The 20,229-nt window shown below is 49.7% G+C and carries 26 protein-coding genes; 13 read left to right on the forward strand and 13 right to left on the reverse strand.

Annotation, left to right across the window (positions count from 1 at the left end; translation table 11 throughout):
- The first annotated feature begins 344 nt into the window (after window positions 1-344).
- The 6 genes from QQ055_RS09570 (at window position 345) to mltA (ending at window position 5,694) form a co-directional block, all read left to right on the forward strand.
- Complete coding sequence (locus QQ055_RS09570; protein ID WP_284478544.1) at window positions 345-1,163, forward strand: FkbM family methyltransferase; 819 nt, start codon at window positions 345-347, stop codon at window positions 1,161-1,163.
- A gap of 209 nt (window positions 1,164-1,372) precedes the next feature.
- Window positions 1,373-2,290: an AAA-like domain-containing protein gene (locus QQ055_RS09575; protein WP_284478545.1), complete on the forward strand. Its 918-nt coding sequence runs from the start codon at window positions 1,373-1,375 to the stop codon at window positions 2,288-2,290.
- Between the two features lie 101 nt (window positions 2,291-2,391).
- On the forward strand, window positions 2,392-3,384 hold the full coding sequence (locus tag QQ055_RS09580; protein ID WP_349775342.1) for a ligand-binding sensor domain-containing protein: 993 nt from the start codon (window positions 2,392-2,394) through the stop codon (window positions 3,382-3,384).
- A 37-nt stretch (window positions 3,385-3,421) separates the two neighbouring features.
- Complete coding sequence (panB, locus tag QQ055_RS09585; RefSeq protein WP_069968524.1) at window positions 3,422-4,192, forward strand: 3-methyl-2-oxobutanoate hydroxymethyltransferase; 771 nt, start codon at window positions 3,422-3,424, stop codon at window positions 4,190-4,192.
- Between the two features lie 68 nt (window positions 4,193-4,260).
- The gene (locus QQ055_RS09590) at window positions 4,261-4,521 is read left to right on the forward strand and encodes a hypothetical protein (protein ID WP_283362248.1); all 261 of its coding nucleotides are present in this window, start codon (window positions 4,261-4,263) and stop codon (window positions 4,519-4,521) included.
- 12 nt (window positions 4,522-4,533) lie between these two features.
- Window positions 4,534-5,694, forward strand: a complete 1,161-nt coding sequence (gene mltA, locus QQ055_RS09595; RefSeq protein ID WP_283362249.1) for a murein transglycosylase A — start codon at window positions 4,534-4,536, stop codon at window positions 5,692-5,694.
- 215 nt (window positions 5,695-5,909) lie between these two features.
- Here mltA and QQ055_RS09600 read toward each other — a convergent pair whose 3' ends face one another.
- The 3 genes from QQ055_RS09600 to purS are packed head-to-tail and all read right to left on the reverse strand — an operon-like array spanning window position 5,910 to window position 7,578.
- On the reverse strand, window positions 5,910-6,590 hold the full coding sequence (locus QQ055_RS09600) for a TVP38/TMEM64 family protein (RefSeq protein WP_283362250.1): 681 nt from the start codon (window positions 6,588-6,590) through the stop codon (window positions 5,910-5,912).
- A gap of 11 nt (window positions 6,591-6,601) precedes the next feature.
- Complete coding sequence (gene purQ / locus QQ055_RS09605) at window positions 6,602-7,285, reverse strand: phosphoribosylformylglycinamidine synthase subunit PurQ (RefSeq protein ID WP_283362251.1); 684 nt, start codon at window positions 7,283-7,285, stop codon at window positions 6,602-6,604.
- Window positions 7,286-7,308: 23 nt separating this feature from the next.
- Window positions 7,309-7,578 (reverse strand): phosphoribosylformylglycinamidine synthase subunit PurS, encoded by a 270-nt coding sequence (gene purS / locus QQ055_RS09610; RefSeq protein WP_069968519.1) that lies wholly within the window; start codon window positions 7,576-7,578, stop codon window positions 7,309-7,311.
- A 110-nt stretch (window positions 7,579-7,688) separates the two neighbouring features.
- On the opposite strand from purS, the gene QQ055_RS09615 reads away from it, so the two are divergent.
- The 3 genes from QQ055_RS09615 (at window position 7,689) to QQ055_RS09625 (ending at window position 9,432) form a co-directional block, all read left to right on the forward strand.
- Complete coding sequence (locus tag QQ055_RS09615; RefSeq protein ID WP_283362252.1) at window positions 7,689-8,492, forward strand: Uma2 family endonuclease; 804 nt, start codon at window positions 7,689-7,691, stop codon at window positions 8,490-8,492.
- A 27-nt stretch (window positions 8,493-8,519) separates the two neighbouring features.
- Window positions 8,520-8,918: a Fur family transcriptional regulator gene (locus QQ055_RS09620; RefSeq protein WP_069968517.1), complete on the forward strand. Its 399-nt coding sequence runs from the start codon at window positions 8,520-8,522 to the stop codon at window positions 8,916-8,918.
- A 70-nt stretch (window positions 8,919-8,988) separates the two neighbouring features.
- Window positions 8,989-9,432, forward strand: a complete 444-nt coding sequence (locus QQ055_RS09625; protein ID WP_069968516.1) for a metal-sensing transcriptional repressor — start codon at window positions 8,989-8,991, stop codon at window positions 9,430-9,432.
- Between the two features lie 32 nt (window positions 9,433-9,464).
- Here the strand turns inward: QQ055_RS09625 and aroQ are convergent, their stop codons facing one another.
- The 5 genes from aroQ to glyA form a co-directional block, all read right to left on the reverse strand.
- Window positions 9,465-9,917 (reverse strand): type II 3-dehydroquinate dehydratase, encoded by a 453-nt coding sequence (aroQ, locus tag QQ055_RS09630; RefSeq protein WP_198931456.1) that lies wholly within the window; start codon window positions 9,915-9,917, stop codon window positions 9,465-9,467.
- 27 nt (window positions 9,918-9,944) lie between these two features.
- Window positions 9,945-10,196 carry a hypothetical protein gene (locus QQ055_RS09635; RefSeq protein WP_069968514.1) on the reverse strand — a complete coding sequence of 84 codons (252 nt, stop codon included), beginning with the start codon at window positions 10,194-10,196 and terminating at the stop codon, window positions 9,945-9,947.
- Between the two features lie 9 nt (window positions 10,197-10,205).
- Window positions 10,206-11,483, reverse strand: a complete 1,278-nt coding sequence (locus tag QQ055_RS09640) for a competence/damage-inducible protein A (protein ID WP_286004618.1) — start codon at window positions 11,481-11,483, stop codon at window positions 10,206-10,208.
- Window positions 11,484-11,513: 30 nt separating this feature from the next.
- Window positions 11,514-12,545: a glycosyltransferase family 4 protein gene (locus QQ055_RS09645; RefSeq protein WP_286004619.1), complete on the reverse strand. Its 1,032-nt coding sequence runs from the start codon at window positions 12,543-12,545 to the stop codon at window positions 11,514-11,516.
- Between the two features lie 170 nt (window positions 12,546-12,715).
- Window positions 12,716-14,011: a serine hydroxymethyltransferase gene (glyA, locus tag QQ055_RS09650; protein WP_283362254.1), complete on the reverse strand. Its 1,296-nt coding sequence runs from the start codon at window positions 14,009-14,011 to the stop codon at window positions 12,716-12,718.
- Between the two features lie 452 nt (window positions 14,012-14,463).
- Here glyA and QQ055_RS09655 point away from each other — a divergent pair, with 452 nt between their 5' ends.
- Window positions 14,464-14,661 (forward strand): hypothetical protein, encoded by a 198-nt coding sequence (locus QQ055_RS09655; protein WP_069968510.1) that lies wholly within the window; start codon window positions 14,464-14,466, stop codon window positions 14,659-14,661.
- A 103-nt stretch (window positions 14,662-14,764) separates the two neighbouring features.
- A complete protein-coding gene (locus QQ055_RS09660; protein ID WP_069968509.1) occupies window positions 14,765-15,244 on the forward strand; it encodes a Tic20 family protein in 480 nt (159 codons plus the stop codon).
- A 24-nt stretch (window positions 15,245-15,268) separates the two neighbouring features.
- On the opposite strand, the gene QQ055_RS09665 is transcribed toward QQ055_RS09660, so the two are convergent.
- Window positions 15,269-16,060, reverse strand: a complete 792-nt coding sequence (locus QQ055_RS09665) for a fumarylacetoacetate hydrolase family protein (RefSeq protein WP_286004620.1) — start codon at window positions 16,058-16,060, stop codon at window positions 15,269-15,271.
- Between the two features lie 500 nt (window positions 16,061-16,560).
- Here QQ055_RS09665 and rpsF point away from each other — a divergent pair, with 500 nt between their 5' ends.
- Both rpsF and QQ055_RS09675 read left to right on the forward strand, forming a co-directional pair.
- Window positions 16,561-16,887, forward strand: coding sequence for a 30S ribosomal protein S6 (gene rpsF / locus QQ055_RS09670; protein ID WP_069968507.1), 327 nt, complete (start codon window positions 16,561-16,563; stop codon window positions 16,885-16,887).
- A gap of 185 nt (window positions 16,888-17,072) precedes the next feature.
- Window positions 17,073-17,486 carry a DUF7980 family protein gene (locus QQ055_RS09675; RefSeq protein WP_286004621.1) on the forward strand — a complete coding sequence of 138 codons (414 nt, stop codon included), beginning with the start codon at window positions 17,073-17,075 and terminating at the stop codon, window positions 17,484-17,486.
- Here QQ055_RS09675 and QQ055_RS09680 read toward each other — a convergent pair.
- The 4 genes from QQ055_RS09680 to ntcA form a co-directional block, all read right to left on the reverse strand.
- The gene (locus tag QQ055_RS09680; protein WP_283362257.1) at window positions 17,483-17,911 is read right to left on the reverse strand and encodes a pre-16S rRNA-processing nuclease YqgF; all 429 of its coding nucleotides are present in this window, start codon (window positions 17,909-17,911) and stop codon (window positions 17,483-17,485) included. The genes QQ055_RS09675 and QQ055_RS09680 overlap by 4 nt on opposite strands.
- Before the next feature lie 57 nt (window positions 17,912-17,968).
- Window positions 17,969-18,847 carry a DUF3084 family protein gene (locus QQ055_RS09685; protein WP_286004622.1) on the reverse strand — a complete coding sequence of 293 codons (879 nt, stop codon included), beginning with the start codon at window positions 18,845-18,847 and terminating at the stop codon, window positions 17,969-17,971.
- Between the two features lie 299 nt (window positions 18,848-19,146).
- A complete protein-coding gene (locus tag QQ055_RS09690) occupies window positions 19,147-19,464 on the reverse strand; it encodes a DUF3084 domain-containing protein (protein ID WP_286004623.1) in 318 nt (105 codons plus the stop codon).
- Between the two features lie 82 nt (window positions 19,465-19,546).
- Complete coding sequence (gene ntcA / locus QQ055_RS09695; protein WP_069968504.1) at window positions 19,547-20,218, reverse strand: global nitrogen regulator NtcA; 672 nt, start codon at window positions 20,216-20,218, stop codon at window positions 19,547-19,549.
- Window positions 20,219-20,229 lie beyond the last annotated feature (11 nt).

The raw sequence follows: 20,229 nt of genomic DNA on the forward strand, positions 1-20,229 counted from the left end.
CTTGAATTAAGCTGAGGCTTCTCGATCAATTGTTAAGTCGCGTAGTGTTCTCTGAACCACTGCGCTTTATTTTTTAGGTTGTATTTGTATTAATTATTACCCGTAAATCTTAAATTATTAATTTATTCAAACAAACCTTTAAAGACCCCCCAAGCATTGGTTTATAATCCTAAAAACTTAAACCCGTAGAAACGGCCTCTAATTTTCTCTTTAGACAGAATTTAACTGTCTAATTGCTGTCAAGTCACTCTTTTTCAATCGCAACGAAAATAATTGAGCGATCGCCCTTTAGATCGCCGACCTTTGGTTCCCTTCAAACCTGATTTTCTCCAAGGTTGTTAAATATGATTGAATTTAAAAAGGTTCTCCGAACTTTTCAGACTAACTTTCCTTACCTGTTAGAAACTAAGTTTCACCTGATGAGGCTTTATCGCAATCAATTTAAAATCCCTTTTGAAAAAGACTTTAACGCCCTTTCTCTGTTTCCTGAGTCCGAGAACTTTGTCTTTTTAGATGTTGGCGCAAATCGCGGTCAAAGTACAGACGCCATCCTGATGACAACACACAAAGGTCAAATTCACATGTTTGAACCTAATCCCTGGATGTGCGACTGTATTGAAAAGTTGTATGGCAATCATCCTAGAGTCAAAATTCATAAATTCGGCTTAGGGAATACCGCCACAGAAGAACTCCTTTACGTCCCCTTTTACAAAAAATGGATGTTTGACGGTCTAGCCTCTTTTAACTATCAAGAGGCAAGCGAATGGCTTAAGGATCGAATGTACAACTATCAGGAAGAATTGCTGACCCTAGAACAATTTAAGTGTCACATTCGGCAACTAGATGAGTTGAAACTCGCCCCATTTTTTATAAAAATAGATGTCCAAGGCTATGAATTTCAAGCTTTGCAAGGGGGAGAAACAACGATCCGAACTCACCAACCCGTCCTACTAATAGAATCACCGAGCAAGCGAATTATTGATTACTTGAAAAGCTTTGGCTATCAAATTTATGCCTTTAAGAGAGGGAAATTTATCCCAACCTTCAAAAATAGTCTCAACGCCTTCTTTATGACGGAATCTAAAGCCTCGCTCGTTGAAGCCTATATCGAGCATCCAAACCCGTCTTCAAGCTCTGAATCTCAACTGCTCATGCCTTCTTAAGATCCCGCGATCGAACGAACTACCATCCTAGAGGCTGCTTTAGGATGGTTATTTATTGATTAGCCCTTTCAAATTACCGCTGAATTTGCGATTATAAGGATCGATCGCCCGATTCTCAATCCCGGAGTCAAATTCATCTCGCTCTATTTTCCCGAACTTTGGCTGAAGCTGTCTATTTTCTTTACTGAGAGTTTTCAATCTGGACAATTATGGAGTTCGATTTAACCGAAGCGCTTAAAGTTGCAAATCAAGCCGTATTCGCTGCCACCCAGAGAAACCTGACTGATGTTGAAGTTATTGTAATTAAGGGATCTTGGGTGCGCGAAGAATACGATCGCATTGCTGCCCAACATCAATATGCAACGAGTTATATTAGCCAAGATGTCGCGCCCAAACTCTGGAAGCTGTTGTCGCTGGCTTTGGGTGAAAAAGTCCGTAAAAGTAACTTCAAAGAAGCCTTAAAACGATATTGGGAAAAACAATCTAGCCAGCCAGAAGTTTTGCTTGAACCTCCAGCCATTACTGAGCGTAAACAGCAAAAATCCTTAGAAGTCAATCTTGTCTCTGTTGAAGCGGCTGTACAAGAACTCTTAGCAACACCAGGTTGTCTGATTTGTTTGCAAGCCCCGAAGCAAAAGGGAGGGATGGCTTGGCTCGATCGACTCTTAAGCCAATTATCCACTCAAAATTATCGGATTGTTCAAATGAGTTTTGAATTTGCCGATCCGCAAGCTCATTTCTTCAATCTCAATCAATTTCTGCGCTGGTTTTGTCTGAACCTAGTTCGGGAGTTAGGTTTACCCAACCAGTTAGATGAGGGTTGGGATGAAGAATGCCTGGGGGCAAAGGTAAGCTGTACCACCTACTTAGAAGAGTACGTATTCCCCCAGTTGAATGAACCCCTAATTTTATACCTGAACGATCTAGACTTGTTGTTTCCCTATGGGGAAGTCTGCGAAGACTTTTTAGGATTGTTACGTTCTTGGTATGAAAAAACCAGAAATCGCCCCCTTTGGAGAAAATTAAGGTTACTGCTCGTCCAAGAAACCGATAGATCGATGAATCTTCCCATTAATCAATCTCCGTTTCAGGTTGGATATTCACTGAAACTACCAGAATTTTCATAAAATTGAGCCAGAAAAGCGAGCGTATCATCAAGGAAGTTTAACTCGTGAAAGTTGCACTCTCGTCTTTAGGTTTAATTGCCAGCGTTCTCCTGTTCGGCTTAATGGGAGTCAACTGGCGAAGCGCGATCGCTCAAAATACGGTAATCTATTCGCCTAGCGCCCCCCCGCGCGGTATCGATCCTTTACCCCAAGAACGCAACCGTCAAGAGTTGCAGGGTTTAACCAATGATTATCGGGTTGGGGCTTTGCAACGCGATATTGATGGGAATCTTTGGGTGGGATCGTGGTTGGGGTTAGCCCGCATCGATCCAAATACGGGTAATATTCTGTCGCGGGTGAGCTTACCCAATATTGCGATCGGCGGTTTAGTGCAAGATCGAGTGGGGCGGATCTGGGTGGGAACCTACGAAGGGTTGCGCCGAGTGGATCGTCAAACCAGTCAAGTGACCGCAGAGAACTTTTCATTACCGTCCAATCGGGTATTATCGTTACTGATCGACCGTCGCGGCTATTTATGGGTGGGAACCGATCGCGGTTTGGTGTTAATTAGCCCGGATCAAGGCTTGCGGATGACAACGTTACAGCAGCTACCCGGCGTGAGTGCCAATGCGCTAGCCCTCGATCCAGAAGGTCAACTTTGGGTGGGGACTTTAGAAGGCTTGGTACGGGTTAATACGGCGAGTGCGTTTATTCTCGATCGCGTTGGCAACATACCGGGAACGACGGTACAAGCCTTGGCGGTGAGTCCCCAAGGGACGCTATGGGTTGGGACGCTCAATAGCTTACTGGAATTGGATGCCACTACGGGCGCAATTCTCCGCAATGTGGAAGCAGTCGCAGAACGGCAAATTTCTGCATTGGCGTTCGACCAGTTGGGAAGTTTGTGGATCGGGACGGATAATGGTTTGCTACGCTACGATCCGCGCGTCAATCAGGTGGTGGGACAGGTTCCGGATCTGCCTTCCAATCGCATTCTCTCGCTGTCACCGGATACGGGAAATAAACTTTGGGTGGGAACCAGCGAGGGGTTAGCGTGGGTGAGTATGAGTACCGGACGCGCTAGAGCGCATTTGGCGTTTACGCGATCGCAGTAAATTAAAAGTATGCCCTCAATCGTTCATTACTCAATCTATGCCCGTTACTACCCAACAATTGATTCAGTGGAAAAACCAAGGTCGTCCCATTGTGGCGCTAACCGCGTGGGATTATGCGATCGCGCAGTTGCTGGATAAAGCCGGGGTAGATTTAATCCTGGTGGGGGACTCGCTGGCGATGGTCGCGTTGGGATACGAAACGACGCTTCCCATTACCCTAGAGGAAATGCTGCATCACACCAAAGCCGTGCGGAGAGGCGTCAAGCAGGCGTTAGTGGTGTGCGACTTACCGTTTCTGACCTATCAAGAAAGCATCGCCCAAGCGATCCATTCAGCGGGTCGAGTCTTGAAGGAAACAGGCGCGCAAGCCGTTAAACTGGAGGGCGGCTATCCGGAAATGGTGGAAACCGTGGCGCGGTTAACTCAGGCGGGAATTCCAGTTTTAGGTCATATTGGGCTAACGCCGCAGTCCGTTCACCAGTTGGGATATCGCCAACAGGGAAAAACGGAGTCCGCCGCCGTTCGCATCACCCAAGAGGCGATCGCCCTCGCTGAAGCCGGAGCCTTTGCGATCGTGTTAGAACATATTCCGGACGATCTGGCCGCCCAAATTACCCAAAAAATCCCGATTCCCACCATTGGGATTGGCGCGGGCCCCCACTGCGACGGACAAGTCCTCGTCACCGCCGATTTACTTGGCTTATCTGATTGGCAGCCCCCATTTGCTAAAGTTTACGCCAATTTGCAACAAAGCATTACCCAGGCTGTGGTTAAATTCAGTGAAGAAGTCCGCGATTCTCACCCCTAGAATCGCCGATGCGTTTTGCCCCCTCCCGTCTGATAATAGGGGCGGGACATTGAGAAAAAGAGAGCAATATGCCGAGAACCCCTGATGAATTTGCAGTCCATCTGATGATTGATGGCGGCCACCGCGAAGTCGTTCGCTTTCTAACGATTCAAGACTTTCAGAAGTGGTACGCCAGCGAAGTGGTACCCAAATCTAGCTCTGATGACTTTATCAGCGTTCCCCTCAAAATTGCCCAAGGCGAGTATATGGTGGTGCGTCCTTCGCGAATTTTAGCCATTCGCGTGGAACCTGTTTACACTTCTAGCATCGATCGCTCCTATGACGAGTAAATTAGGCTAGCAATGAAAGATCCTTCGGCAAAACAACGCTTCGTTCGCTGGGTAATTGTGGGCTTATGCCTGTTTCCCTTAAGCCACAGGGTTTGGGCGAATCCTTCTCCGGCGTTGCGTCCGGTGAGTCAACCGCAACTGGCTCAGGCTTGGGATACCTTGGGATGGGACGATCTGGAGGATAAGCGATCGCTCTTAAGGGCCATTGATGGCAGCTTGCGCTATCTTCAAACACCAGCAGCGGCGCAAGCTTACCGCAACTATCCGGTTCCGAGCATTACCCGCGATCGCGTCCGGCGTTCTTTGTTGCGCTTTCGTACCCTGGTGGAAACCTCCCAAACTCCCGCCCAACTCCAAGCAGCCGTGAAGCGGGAGTTCAACTGGTATAAAGCCACCGGGAAAGATGGCGAGGGAACCGTCTCGTTTACGGGATACTTTGAACCCACCTATGCGGCGAGTCGTACCCCCAGCGCCGAGTATCGCTATCCCCTCTATCGCCTCCCATCGGGGTTTGCCAACTGGCGCGCCCCCCACCCCACTCGCCTAGATTTAGAAGGTCTTGATGGACGGGGAACCCCTAGGATGCGCGGTTTAGAGGTGGTTTGGTTGCGCGATCGCTTTGAGGCCTTTTTAGTCCACGTTCAAGGATCGGCCCGCCTCCAACTCCCGGACGGTCAAACGATGAGTGTGGGTTTTGCCGGAAAAACAGACCGACCTTACAGCAGTATCGGCCGCGAGTTGATTAACGATGGCAAGGTGCCAGAAGAAAACTTATCTCTCCCCGTCCTCAAAGCCTATTTCCGCGCTAACCCTGACGAACTCAACCCGTATTTATCGCGCAATCAAAGTTTTGTCTTTTTCCGGGAAACCCACGGCGCACCCGCAACCGGAAGTATCGGCGTCCCCGTGATAGCCGAACGCTCGATCGCGACCGATAAGTCGTTGATGCCGCCTGGGGCATTAGCTTGGATTCAAACCCAAATTCCTTATCCCAACGAAAATGGCGTGTTAGAACCCCGTCCTACCAGCCGCTATGTCCTCGATCAGGATACCGGAGGAGCCATCAAAGGAGCCGGACGGGTGGATATCTTTATGGGAACGGGAACTCACGCAGGCGATCGCGCTGGCTTAATTAACCATCCCGGCGAACTCTATTATCTTTTGTTGAAGTAGTTGAAGGAAGAAGCTGGGGGATGGGGGGAAGAAAGGGAATTAGGAATTGGGAGTTAGGGAAGAACAAAAGAGAATAGGAGAAGAAAAGATAGGAAAACTTGGTAACTATTAACTCAGCACACCGCTGCGCGGAAGCTAGCAACAGCACTTTGCACTCCTTATTTCCTACTCGGTACTCGGAACTCGGTACTTTGCACTCCTCTTCCCCCACCCTCTTAATCTTCGGCTTCCAAGCTTTCTGATAGGGTTTTCTTAGCTAGCCGCGTTGTATAAATGATGGCGAGTAGGGTTGCGCCTAAACCCAGCAATTGTAGACCTAATTGGCCCGGTGATTGTTGTCCCCGCATTAAGTTTCCGCCCAGGGAACCGAGATAGACGTAGAAGCCTGTAACGGGTAGCATTCCCACCCAGGTAAAAAATAAGTAATGCCAGAAGTTAATTTTAGTGAGGCTAAACCCGTAGTTGAGAATGTTGGAGGGAAGGAGGGGAGAAAGGCGCGCGAATAAAACAATTTTCCACCCCTTATGTTCAACAGCGCGGTCTAGAGCTACAAATTGCTTGCGATTGGAAATCCATTTTTTGACCCATTGACGCGCAATTGTACGACCTAAGCCGTAGCAAAGTACAGCGCTGAGGGTGTCAGCTAAAGAGACGATCCCCCAACCTTTAAAAAATCCAAATAACGAGCCGGACGCTAGCATTAGAATTGCTGAAGGAATGCCAATAATGCTGGCTCCAACATACATGGAAATAAATGCAGGAAGCGCCCAAACCCCTAAAGAGAGCAGCCAGTCTTGAATTTGGGGAAACCGATCTTTAAGGGCGATCGCAGCAAAGCCACCGATCAGTAAAATCAGGATGATGGCGGTGATGATGAGCGGTTTCTTGTTATTCACGCAACCTTTAATTAGACGGTGGTAAAAAGTCGAGTTTCGGCTGCTGCTAGGAGTCCGCGAAATAATCCTATACCATCGGTTGAACCGAGAAGCGGATCGGCTGCGCGTTCGGGGTGAGGCATCATTCCTAGCACGTTACCCTGTTTATTGCAAATGCCTGCAATATTATTTAAAGACCCGTTAAGGGGAGTTTCATAGCGGAACAGCACTTGTCCGTTGTCTTCTAAAGCGGCTAGCGTTTCAGCATCGGCATGATAGCACCCTTCGCCGTGAGCGACGGGTAGGGTAATGATTTCACCTGGGGTATACGCTTGCGTCCAGGGAGATTGAGTATTTTCAACTTTAAGAGGAACGCGATCGCAAATAAAGTGCAAATCGCGATTTCTTACCAACGCCCCCGGCAATAAGCCAACCTCCGTTAAAATTTGGAAGCCGTTACAAATGCCTAAAACAAATTTCCCCTGTTGCGCGTGTTGGACAACAGCCTGCATAATGGGAGAAAACTGGGCGATCGCACCGCAGCGCAGATAATCGCCGTAACTAAATCCCCCCGGTACAACAATCGCATCTAGATCGGCAATATCCGTATCTTGGTGCCAAACCAGGCGAGTGGGTTGATTGAGTAAGTCGCGCGTGACGTAAGCCGCATCGCGATCGCAATTAGAACCCGGAAAAACGACAACCCCAAACTTCATATCTCTCAATTCCCCATTTCTCCCTAAACAGACGCAGCCAATTCAGCAATTTCAAAGCGATAATTCTCAATCACCGGATTCGCCAACAGTTGATCGCACATCCGATCTAGCTGAGTTTTAGCATCCGCCTCGCTTTCTGCACTCAGACTTAGCTCAATATACTTACCAATCCGAACCCCTTCAACGCTTTCATAGCCTAACTGCTTCAACCCTGAAGCGACAGCAACCCCCGCCGGATCTAATACCGAAGGACGCAACGTTACATAAATTTGAGCTTGATACTTCCGACTCACGGGCCTGACCTAATGAAATAATCTCAGCTTGACTTGTCTTCTTAATTCTAAGGCTCCAGACTCTTGCTAATCTGAATATATTGAGAAAAAACGAGCAAAGCACTTTTCTTATGTCAGTCGAGGCAACTTCTCAAACGCAATTGTCCGCAGCGGAGGTTCCAGAATGGGAACCCCCCATGCCTCCTACTGACTTAATTTTCGATGACGGAGAGCCATTGGAAAGCAATCGCCATCGGATCGCCATGAATGTCTTGATCCGATCCTTAGAATCCGCTTGGAGCCACCGGACAGACTTCTTTACCGGGGGCAATATGTTTATCTACTACAGTAGCGCCCAAGCTCGCAATCGGGACTTTCGCGGGCCGGACTTTTTCGCCGTCTTGGATGTGGATAGCACAACCTCTCGTCAGGGTTGGGTCGTTTGGGAAGAAAATGGACGCTATCCCGATGTCATTATTGAGCTAATGTCTCAATCTACGGCTCAAAACGATATCGGTCCCAAAAGAGACATCTACGAACGCATCTTTAGAACGCCGGATTATTTGGTTTACGATCCGTTCAACCCAGATTCTTTACAAGGCTGGCGGTTAAGTCAGGATAACTTTCGCTATCATCCCCTAGAACCTAATGACAGAGGGTGGTTGTGGTGTCAGTCTCTCGGTTTTTGGGTGGGAACCTGGGAAGGCACAATTCAACGAGAAACGGCGGTTTGGCTGCGTTTCTACGATCGCGATCGTAATTTAGTGCTATTACCGGAAGAGGCGGCTCAACAACAGGTGGAACAGGAACGCCTTCGCGCCGAACAGGAACAGCAACGTGCCGAACAAGAGCGCCAACGTGCCGAACAGGAACGCCTTCGCGCCGAACGTTTAGCGGCTAGACTGCGCGAACTGGGAGAAGATCCCGATCGTTAATGATTTTGAGACTGTATTAATGATGTTATGAATGCTAAACATACCCGGAGTCAAGAACGAATTCTCAAGTTGCTGAAGTCGCTTAATCGCAGTCTTTCAGCGCAAGATATCTATGTCGAACTACGAAATCGCAATCAAACGATTGGACTGGCGACGGTTTACCGTTCTTTGGAGGCGCTGAAGCAAGAAGGATCGTTGCAGGTGCGGACGCTTCCCAATGGCGAATCGCTTTATAGTTCGATGCAGCAAGATCAACACCATCTAACGTGCTTGCGCTGTGGCGATTCGATTTTGATTGATGAATGTCCGGTGCATCAGTTAGAACGGGATTTGCAGCGATCGCACCAGTTCAAAATCTACTATCACACGCTAGAGTTTTTTGGGCTATGTACCCAGTGCCAACTGAAAACGGAAGTCGAAATTTAACAGGTCGCGCTAGCAGCAGCCGCCCTAAGATTGGTTAGGATCGAGATGAACTCAGGCATTAACACAACGAATGATTGGATCTAATTCACGCGCTGACGAAGAACTCCTTGCAGATTTTACAGACCTTGAGGAGAATGACGGTTTAGAAGAGGCTCATGCTCGCAGCCACGGTTCAGGAACAGCTCATCCGCACGTTCATGATGAGGAGTCGCTACGTCGCACGATCAATCAACTGTCTCGCATTGAAGGTCACGTTCGCGGTATTAAGGGGATGATCCAAGATAGTTGTCCTTGTCCGGATGTTTTGATTCAATTGGCGGCGGTGCGCGGCGCGATCGATCGGGTGTCTCGGATGATTTTAGACGAACATTTGACGCAATGTATTGCCAGAGCTGCTCAAGAAGGGAATATTGACGCGGAAATTGAGGAACTGAAGGCGGCTTTAGATCGGTTTTTGCCTTTGGCGAAGAAGAAGCCAAAAAGTAAGGTCAAGAAAGCCCCCAATGAGGAATAGAAGAGCTAGCCTAGCCTCCTGCGGGAGGTTAGCTAGCTCTTGGGGGTTTGAGTTTTGAGGTATTCGATCAGCGCTTGCAAGCCTAGGCGGTAGCTTTGAGCGCCAAATCCGCTAATTTGCCCAATGGCAATGGGCGCAATATAGGAGTGATGGCGGAATTCTTCGCGCCGATAGATGTTGCTGAGATGGACTTCAACGGTGGGGAGGGCAACGGCGGCGATCGCGTCTCGAATGGCTACGCTGGTATGCGTGTAGGCTCCGGCATTGATCAATAGACCTTGATGCAGGTTCAGGGCTTGGTGAATGGCATCAACAAGTGCCCCTTCATGGTTCGATTGAAAGGTGGAGACTTGGGTCTGAAGCGATCGCCCTTCGGCTTCGAGCATTTGGTTAATGTCAGCTAGGGTGACACTCCCGTAAATTCCGGGTTCGCGTTGACCTAACAGGTTGAGGTTCGGACCGTGCAATACTAAAACGCTAAACAAAGTTCTTTGTCCCAGTATTCCCGTAGACTACCGATTGCGACGTTCCCGATCTTGCACCGGAATAGGAATGGGTTCGGATTCGGGCTGGACCTCCGGGCCAAGCAGAGCTTCAATCAGCTTGCGGGCCCATTCTTTTAACTTTTCCAGTACCTTGTCAATGTAGTCCATTAAATACAAAGCTCCTTCAGCTTGTCCGGATTTCTCTGCTTTGCTAAAAAAGCACCGATTCGCGTCAATCAAGAATAAAGCTAGATTCTTTACTTCATCATAACGAATCATCACTCACGATCAAGTGGAGACTTCGGCGATCGCTACGCTTGTTAACAATTCGCGGCGTAAATGGTCGAGGGCACCACAGGCGCTCAGATGACGAATCGCGCTTCTGTCTTGATTATGCCCAAATTGATGGGCAAAACTTTCAACCGTTCCATTGGGCTTTGCCAGTCCAATATAAACCAAACCCACAGGTTTTTCCTCCGTTCCCCCATCGGGTCCGGCGATCCCTGTAATACTCAATCCCCAGTGGGTACCGAGAAGTTGCTGCACGCCGCGAGCCATTTGTTGAGCAACGGTAGCGCTGACGGCACCCCAGGTTGCTAAATCTTCAGGATTGACTTGCAAGCAGCGAATTTTCACAGAATTATTGTAGGCGATCGCACCTCCGGTAAAATAACTTGAACTCCCGGCGATCGCGGTAATCATCTGACCTAATCCGCCCCCGGTGCAAGATTCAGCAACGCTTAAAGTCTGTCCTCGCGCCTGTAACAATTTGCCCACCACAGAAGCCAGCGTCTCCTCATCGGCTCCGTAACAGTACATTCCCCCCATTTCGCGCAGCTTGGCTTCCACTGGCGCAATCAGAGCCTGAGCCGTTTCTAAAGAAGGGGCTTGGGCAGAAATCCGGAGTTTCACCTCCCCTTTCCCAGCATAGGGGGCAACCGTGGGATTGGTTAAATCAAAATAATCGCGGACTTTTTGGGCGAGTTCCGATTCAGGAATCCCCCAAAATTTAAGGGTGCGGCTATAAATAATCGATTTTCCCCAACCTTGAGACTGGAGATAGGGAATGGCCGTTTCCCGCCACATCCGTTGCATTTCGCTAGGGACGCCAGGAAAAGTCAGTAAAGTCACAGACGGGCGCGGTTGCCAAATAATCCCCGGTGCGGTTCCCGCCGGATTGGGTAAAACCATTGCCCCTTGGGGAATAAGCGCTTGCTTGCGGTTCGTTGGGTTCATCACCCGTCCGCGTTGGGCGTACTTTTGAGCAATATCGGCGACAATTTCGGGGTCTTCAATCAGCGGCGCGTCAAAAAACTGGGCGAGGGTTTCACAGGTCAAATCATCGGGGGTTGGACCTAAGCCGCCTGTAAAAATCAGCAGCTCTGCCCCTCGGTCTATGGCGGTTTGAATGACGCGACACAGGCGAGTCGGGTTATCTCCCACTACGGTTTGATAGTAGTGGGGAATACCCAAAGCAGCAAGCTGTTGAGCCAAAAATTGAGCATTGCTGTTGAGGATATCCCCTAAGAGCAATTCAGTTCCAACGCAAATAATTTCAGCAGCCATAAACAAAGCGAAGACAATGAGGACGCTGACTTATCGGGCGCGATTTCTAGCTTTCCAACCGGTGTAACTCAGCAAGAGGGTGGCGGCGATCGCATAGCCAACTCCGCTGGGAATGCCAGAAACGGCTAAGGCTAAACTGCCAACCCAAAGGGTGAGGGCATAGATGACAAGAACGGTTAGGCGGTGAGATAAACCGGCTTGCAGGAGGCGGTGATGTAAATGTCGCTTGTCGGCCACAAAGGGCGATCGCCCGCTTCGCAACCGATCTAAAATCACGGCCGACATATCTAAAATGGGGACGGCCAAAATCAGATAAGGCAAAACCACTGCTGTCACGGCTGTAGTTTTAACCAATCCAATCACGCCCACGCCAGCTAGGGTAAACCCCATAAAGTATGCCCCGCCATCTCCCATAAAAATTTGGGCGGGGTTAAAGTTGTAGCGCAGAAAGCCCAAGGCCCCTCCTGCCAAGGCGGAGGCAATTAAGGCGGCCGCTGGTTGGTTCATAAATAAGCTGACAATCAGCATGACGACGGCAGCAATACCGGAAACCCCGGCGGCTAACCCATCTAAGCCATCAATCCAGTTGATCGCGTTTGCCATGCCCACCAACCAAATGACGGTAATGGGCAGGCTAATCCAATCCGATAATTGCACTAACCCGGCGAAAGGGACAGTTAAAAAGTCAATTTGGACGCCAACATTCCAAGCCCAGGTGGCAACCAGTCCTTGCAACAACAGACGGGTAAAGGGCGAGAGACTAAACAGGTCGTCGGCTAGACCGATTAAGAAAAAGGCAAGACCGCCAATGGTCACGCCCCAGACTTCATATTCTTTATGGGGGGGCAAAATTCCAAAACCGCCTGCCCACCAAATAACCAAAAGGGCGGTGAGGGTTCCCAGGAAGATGGAAACACCTCCTAAACGCACAATTGGGGTGGTGTGAACTTTACGTCCACCAGGTCGATCGATATACCCGCTTTTCAGGCCAATGGTTTTGACCACTGGCGTACTCCAGAGGACAACCAAGGCGGAGACGATGAATGCAAGCAAGTGGTACATCTACTCTTAGGGCATCTGCAACGCTGTTCGGGTTGAATGTGAGGACGCTTGCTTTGACAACTAGAAGTTGATTAGACTTCTACTCTAAGCCCGACACTGATGATTTCAACTTTGTCGGGATTAGTGTATCACCGAATTTACCAGAAGAAAGGAAGATTTCGCGAGTCCTCTTAAGTTAACGCGCTTTCAAGCTGGGGAACCGGAATTTGCAAATGAGGGTATAGGGGGAAGCGATCGCACAAGGAGGCAACCCGGTGGCGACAATTTTGAGCAATTGCGCTATCTTCGGGATTGAGGAGGCGATCGGCGATAATGTTGCCAATCTCCTGAAATTCGGGCGTTCCCATCCCCCGCGTGGTCATTGCGGGCGAACCGAGGCGCAAACCGCTGGTGACAAAGGGCGATTCGGGGTCAAAGGGGACGGTATTTTTGTTGGCGGTGATGTTGATTTCGCTCACCAGTTGGTCGGCTCGTTTCCCGGTCATGTTAACGGAGCGCAAATCCACTAACATCAGGTGATTGTCAGTGCCGCCGGAAACAATTTTGAGTCCGCGTGCTTGCAGTTGGTTGGCTAAGGCTTGGGCGTTGGCGATGACTTCGGCAGAATAGGTTTTAAATTCTGGGGCGAGGGCTTCGCCAAACGCAACGGCTTTGGCAGCGATGACGTGTTCTAGGGGGCCGCCTTGGTTGCCGGGGAATACGGCTTTATCGAGTTTTTTGCCCAGTTCGGCATCGCGAGTCATAATCAGACCGCCACGGGGTCCGCGTAGGGTTTTGTGGGTGGTGGTGGTGACGACATCGCAGTAGGGGAGGGGGCTGGGATGATGTCCGGTGGCGACGAGTCCGGCGATGTGAGCGATATCGGCTAGCAGGTAAGCGCCAACTTCATCGGCGATCGCTCTGAACTTCTCAAAATCAATGATGCGCGGATAGGCGGAATAGCCGCAAATGATCAGTTTGGGTCGATGCTGGCGGGCTTGTTCGAGAATTTGGTCGTAGTCTAAGCGTTCGGTTTCTGGACTGACGCCGTAGTTACAGACTTTAAACCATTTCCCGGATACGTTGACGGGAGATCCGTGGGTGAGGTGTCCGCCGTGGGATAAGTCCATGCCCATGATCGTGTCTCCTGGCTCTAGCAGGGCGAGGAAGACGGCGAAGTTCGCTTGCGCCCCGGAGTGGGGTTGGACGTTGGCATGGGCTGCCCCAAACAGTTGCTTGACGCGATCGATGGCGAGTTGTTCGACAAGATCGACGTACTCGCAGCCGCCATAATAGCGTTTGCCCGGTAGACCTTCAGCGTATTTGTTGGTCATGACGCAGCCTTGAGCGGCCATGACTGCTGCTGAGGTGAAGTTTTCACTCGCAATCAGTTCGACGCGATCGCGTTGGCGTTGCAGTTCTTGTTGGATAATGGTGGCAACGGTGGGATCGGTTTTGACTAGAAAGTCTAAGTTCGTTTGTGTCACTGCAAGAATTCCCCGAAATATAGGCAGCCGCTATCTTAAGGTAGCAAGCTGGTGCGATTGCTGAACAGAAGTTTGACAACTTTGTCCGGTGGGTGGAGAGGTGGCAAGACGCAGGGCTTGTCCCTTGTTTGAGCGCCTTCAACTGACAAGGGCGATCGCTCATTGCTGACATTCTCCTGAGTCAATCATCATAACTTTTCGTTTTAATCTAGACAAATGGAGTTTTGGGGCGATCGCCGATTGCTGATTTCACTCAAATTGGGAAAATTGGCGCTCAGTACAGCTTGTCAGGCTGGTGAGGGCGCTTTTAACCTGAACCTGAGACGATCGGCGCAAGGGTTTGGGATCGAACGTTAACGCTGTATTAAGGTGTGTATTGATTAGCACTATTTTCTAATTTAACTCACTTAAAATAAGGGTATTCGCCTCACAGAAGCTCTGGAGGTTCAGCAATGTTAGTGATGCTCATTGACGATCAAATCATTGCGCCGAAAACGGTTTGTCAAGGCTGTTTGTTAGCCGATCGCAGCGGTCAACCTCGATGGCGTCAAGGTCAGTTGCGCTGCGGTCATGCTCTTCAGCGTCCTTCGCCGGCTCAACCGATTCAGTATGAGTGTCAGATGGGGTTTCGGATTGCTTGTATTGAATAGCGATCGCGCCTTGCCTCTGGCTCCAACGCTCGGCCCAATATGCGCTATCCTGTGCTTAAGGGTCAATGCTGACCCGATTGCGATTTGAAAGGAGAACTCTGAAATGACTTGGCGCGGTTCGACGACTGTCCTCGATCGCATTTTTGCTTGCTTGCCCTATTTGCTGCCGTTGATCGATGCGTTGATGTTTGGGCGATTTTTGTTGATGCAGTTCCCGGTGTTGCAACTCCTCTTCGTGCCCTTGTTACCGTTGATCCAGCTTTATACGAGCGTGCCTTTTATTAGCTTAATTGTTTTCTTTGCGCTCTTTTTAGCAGTGGTGAGAAATCCCAATATCAATCACTTTATTCGCTTTAATGCGATGCAAGCGATTTTGTTGGATATTGTTTTAATCTTATGTAACTTGGTGTTCCAATACATTCTCGGTCCGGCGCTGCAAGTGGGAATTTTGCTGGAAACCCTATCCAACACCATCTTTTTGGCGATTGTCGTCGCGTTTGTGTATGCAGTAGTGCAATCCCTGATGGGTCGTTATGCAGAAATTCCCACGATCTCTGATGCTGCCTATGCTCAAGTCCGGTAGCATAAAGCAGGATAAGTGTCAATCCTAAGCAGGCGGTACGGGCGTGCGAGCCACTACGGAGTTTTCTAAGTAACCGATGCCTTCAATTTCGATGCGAACGCGATCGCCAATTTGCATCGGCCCAATCCCGGCGGGAGTGCCTGTCAGAACAACATCGCCCGGTAAAAGCATCATCACCTTAGAAATATAAGACACCAGAAAATCAGGGGCAAAAACCATCTGGTCAATGGAAGCCGATTGCAGGGGGCGATCGCTATCATTGAGAAAGGTCTGTAACAGCGCCCCAGGACTGACCTCTCGCACGATCCAAGGCCCCAAAGGACAAAACGTATCAAACCCTTTTGCCCGCGTCCATTGCCCATCCTTAGCCTGTAAATCGCGGGCGGTGACATCGTTAGCAATGGTATAACCCCAAATCTTATTTTGGGCCTGTTCGGGCGTGCAGTCGCTACAGCGTTCGCCAATCACCAGTGCTAGCTCTCCCTCGTAGTCTACCCGCGTAGACTGAGCAGGGTAGCGAATCTCTACACCTGCTGCGATCGCCGAAGTAGACGGTTTTAGAAACAACAGGGGTTCTTCCGGCACCTCGCCTCCCATTTCGGCGGCATGGTTAGGATAATTTTTCCCCACCGCCACAATTTTTGAGGGCGCGCAAGGGGCCAGAATTTTATACTGTTCGGCGTCTAATTCGAGATCCGTGGGTTGTCCCTGTAACCAAGGCGGTGCATCTAGAACCTGCACCTGACGATTGAGTTGCAGTAAACCATAATAGATTTGCCCTTCGCGGGTTTGGACTCGGACATAGCGCTGCACCATAAGCTCATCTCATGCCTTTGTATCTATAACGTTTAGGTTTGGGTGTGAGTCGAGAGAGGAGCTAGAACAATGACAGGCAAGGGAAGACCGATAATGTACAATTTTAGAGCTAAGTTATTTTAGCGTTGAGTTGAAAATTTTCAGAGTAGTTGGTCTAAATGCGATCGCTTTCCCTAGCACCGAACCTTCAACCCGGAAATGAGAGCGCTGTTCGGTCGCGTGCAGACTGTACGGGGAGCGAGTCAGCCCAAAATATGGTAAATTAATAGACTGCGGTTTCAACGGAGCCACAACAGCTTTACCCCAGGTCTAACACTAGTCAAGGGGAGGTGCTGTATTGCTTTTGAACCGTCTGTCTAAAGAGGCAGCCCCTCGCTTAGACAAAATGAGGATGTCAACACTATACAATAGTAAGTCCTTGCTTCTGCGGTGCTACCCGGCGAATCTCTGCTTGCGGTTGACAGCTTAAGAAGCCCTACTGCCCACAAGGAAAATTGGTCATGCATAACTTCGTCTACGAAACCATGTACATTTTGCGTCCCGACTTGGGGGACGAACTCGTCGATCAAAATATCGATAAGTATCAAAACATTCTGCGCGATCAAGGCGCTCAAGGGCTAGAAACCCAGCATCGCGGGAAGCGCCGCCTCGCTTATGAAATCGACAGACAGCGGGAAGGGGTTTACGTCCAAATGAATTATCGCGCCCCCGGAAGTGCTGTGGCTGTTCTCGAAAGAGCAATGCGCTTAAGCGATGAAGTGATTCGTTACCTCACGGTTAAGCAACCTGTGACTGAAGTTGAAGAAGCTGAAGCTGTAGAAGCTTAAACGCGACTTGAAATTTGGTCGATGAGGGGGAGGTGAAGCCTTGCCCCTCTTTTGTTGTGGGGAGAAGCCTACAGCGTTTTTTGAGGGGACGAGATCCAACCCGATCCCCGGACTTTGAAGAAAGCGTACCTTACGGATCTCAAAAAGGTAGTAGAGGCGATCGCCCCCAACAGGCTTTAAGATTTGTGGAGATTGGGTGCGCTCAATCTCAGCAAATGCAAGCAAAAAATCAGATCGCCATGCTCAAAAAAATACGGGGAGGCTTTCTTCTAACCCTAGGATATTTGCTATCGCCCCTCTCTTGGTGGAACGACTTATTTTTTAATTTACCCATCGCCTATGCTTTCGGCTTTGTGTGCAGCCTGTGGGTTTCAGAATGGTTAGTTCCGGCTACCCTGGTGGGTTACTGGCTCTCGAATGTTGCAGGGTTCGTGCTGATGCAGTTAGGCGCTGCTGATGTCATCGTCCAAACCACCGAACGGAATTGGAAAAAAGACCTATTCAACAGCTTAATAACTTCCACCGCGTTTACAGTGGCGATCGTGGCTTTATTGCAACTGCATATTTTAGAAACCCCAGATTTAGGCTTAGGGTTTTAGAGAGCGCGGGTCAGGCGTTCTAGGTAGCGCTCGATCAACAGGATAGCGACAATATCGTCAATTGGTCTAGGGGGTTGGCGCATTCCCTTGGGTAAGAGGCGAGTCAACCCTTGGGGCGGATACATTTGCCAATAGCGATCGCGAGCCTCTAAAGAACTATAGCGCTCGTCAACCGTGACGATATTCGCCGATAGGGTCAATTCTTGGCTAATTCTTTGCTTCCATTCCTTAGCGCTGGTTTGATCGCCCATCACTAACAGCGAAATTGGGTATTGCTTTTGCAGTTGGGCAATAGTGGCGATCGCGGCTTCAGAAGCAACCACTTGATGATAGTACAATACGCGATCGACCCCCATCACAGCCAGGCCGCACTTTTGACGACCGGGATCGAAACCTAAAATAGCGGGTTGATCGGTAGGTGGCATAGAAACAGCTATCAATAGGGTCTTTTAGAGTTTAATCGCGAACCGGGCGTCGATCCTTTAAGTCCGAAACAGGACTTGATTATCTTGAATCGCAATAAATTCTAACTTCAGCGGGCCGGCCGTATAAATCGCTTCCGACGCCACCGCCCGAATATTCAGCGGTTGAGAAGACGCTTTAACCTGCTGAATAAACCGCAAGAGGGTTTCCGGGTTGCCATCGGCAATTTGAATCGTGGTATTGCCAAAAATTCCCGCCCGACGGGCGCGAAACTTAGAAGACTCTACCAACAAATCGAGGCGTTCCATAATTTGCTCCTCAGTCATGGTTAGCGGGTTAACAAGCGTCGCCGCCACCACTTCCCCGGAGAGAAACACAATCTGATTGAGGACTGCATCGGCAAATACGCGCACGGAGGTTTCGCCGCGTACGTAGTTCCCGCCGGAAAGAATTCGCACCACATAATCTTGACCGTCAGCAATTTGGCTCGTCAATTGCTCGACTTCCACATTGGTAATTTGAATCACGGGTTCGCTAGGGGGGGCTTCACCCGGACTTAAGATCGCACTTAAGGCGCTGCGATTGGCTTCATTCAGCAGGGCTTCAATCACCTCTGTGGCTCGATCGGGTGCGGGAATGCGAACCACCCCAGAGGCTAAAATTTGACCCCGTAATAGGGCAACGTTGCCTTGGCGCAAGCCTTGATAGTCCTGGTAGTAGCGTTCTAGGATGCGGACTTGGCGTTCTAAAAGCCGCTGCTGATCTTCAAGTTCTCCGAGGCGTCTTTCGCCTTGGGCAATCATGGCGGTACGTTCGGCAATTTCGCGATCGCGTTCTTCTAGGGCTTTGTTACGGGCTAGAATTTCTTGGTCGCGTTCGGCCAAATCGCGATCGCGTTGAGCAATTTCTTGGTCGCGCTGGGCAATTTGTTCGCGCACGGCGTCCCGCTGTTGAATTAAATCTTGGCGTTCGGCTTGCAGTTGAGCAATGTCTTGACGCAGGTTTGCTGCCTGTTGGGTGACATCTTGCAGCCGCCCTTGGGCTTGTTGAAACCGATTGGTGAGTTCTCTTTGTTCGCGTTGGGTTTCCCGAAATTCTGCTTCTAGGCGGCTAATTTGTTCCTCGGTTTCTGCGAGTTGGGCTTCGGTTTGGGCGCGCTGTTCTAAAACGCTTTCTAGCGCTTCATTGGTTTCATTGAGTCGGGTTTGGGCTTGGGCTTGCTCTGTTCTGGCTTCAATCAGTTCGTTTTCGATTTGAGTTTTTGGCGGTGAACTTCATCGAGTTCTTCGCGGGCGCGTCGGAGGTTGCGCTGGGTTTCGTCATATTCAAAAACACCCCGACGCAGCGGTTTGCTGGTGGCGAACAAAATTCCCAGGGTCGATCCGGAAATCAGAACGCCAGTGACGATCGTAATTAAAACCGCCGTGTCGCGGGGTCGGAGATTGAATAAGCTGAGTCTGGCTTTGCCTACTTTTGTGCCAATGCGATCGCCGAGAGTGGCCAGAACCCCTCCCAAGACTAAAATCGCCACGATCAAAATAATACCGATGGTCATAGGCAGCTATAGCAAGTCCAGATACAGCCTATCCCCAGCGGAGGCAAAAAGGACAAGGAAAACCCGAAAAATGACAACAAACCTAGGTAAATTGTTGACTCAGCGCCACAGGATTGTGAACGGTGATTTTTTTCTTGTGAATGGAAATCATTTTTTCCGATCGCAAGTCGCCCAGCAATCGCGTCACGGTTACGCGGGTTGAACCGATGGCTTCGGCGATCGCCTGATGGGATAACTTCAAGTCGATTGTAATCCCTTCTGGGCTAGGCACTCCAAAATCGCGGCACAAAATCAACAGAAAACTCACCAGGCGCGATCCCATATCCCGATGTGCCAAGGTTTCAATCATCATTTCGGTTTGTAAAATCCGAGAGGAAAGACCCTGTAGCATCAGCATGGACAATTCGGGATTTTCCTTGAGGGCTTTTTCGACTTGCTCGATGGGTAGGGACAGCAACTCAACCGGGGTAAACGCGACAGAATGATAAAATCGGTCCGACTTATGTCCAGTAATCAGCGATAACACCCCGAAAACGCTGTTCTCGCGCAGCAAGGCGACGGTAATTTCTTCACCGGCTTCATAAACTCGCGATAGCTTGACGGCCCCTTTGAGTAAAAAATAGACTCTTTCTGCGGGATCGCCTGGAAAGAAAATTGTTTTTCCCCGCTCAAACGTTTCAACAACGGGCGGATAAACACCGCCACTGAGTTGACGGAATACAGATGCTAGCGGTCTATCGTCAGTCACTACCATATCTTTCGCCT

The sequence above is a fragment of the Geitlerinema calcuttense NRMC-F 0142 genome, from assembly GCF_030285425.1.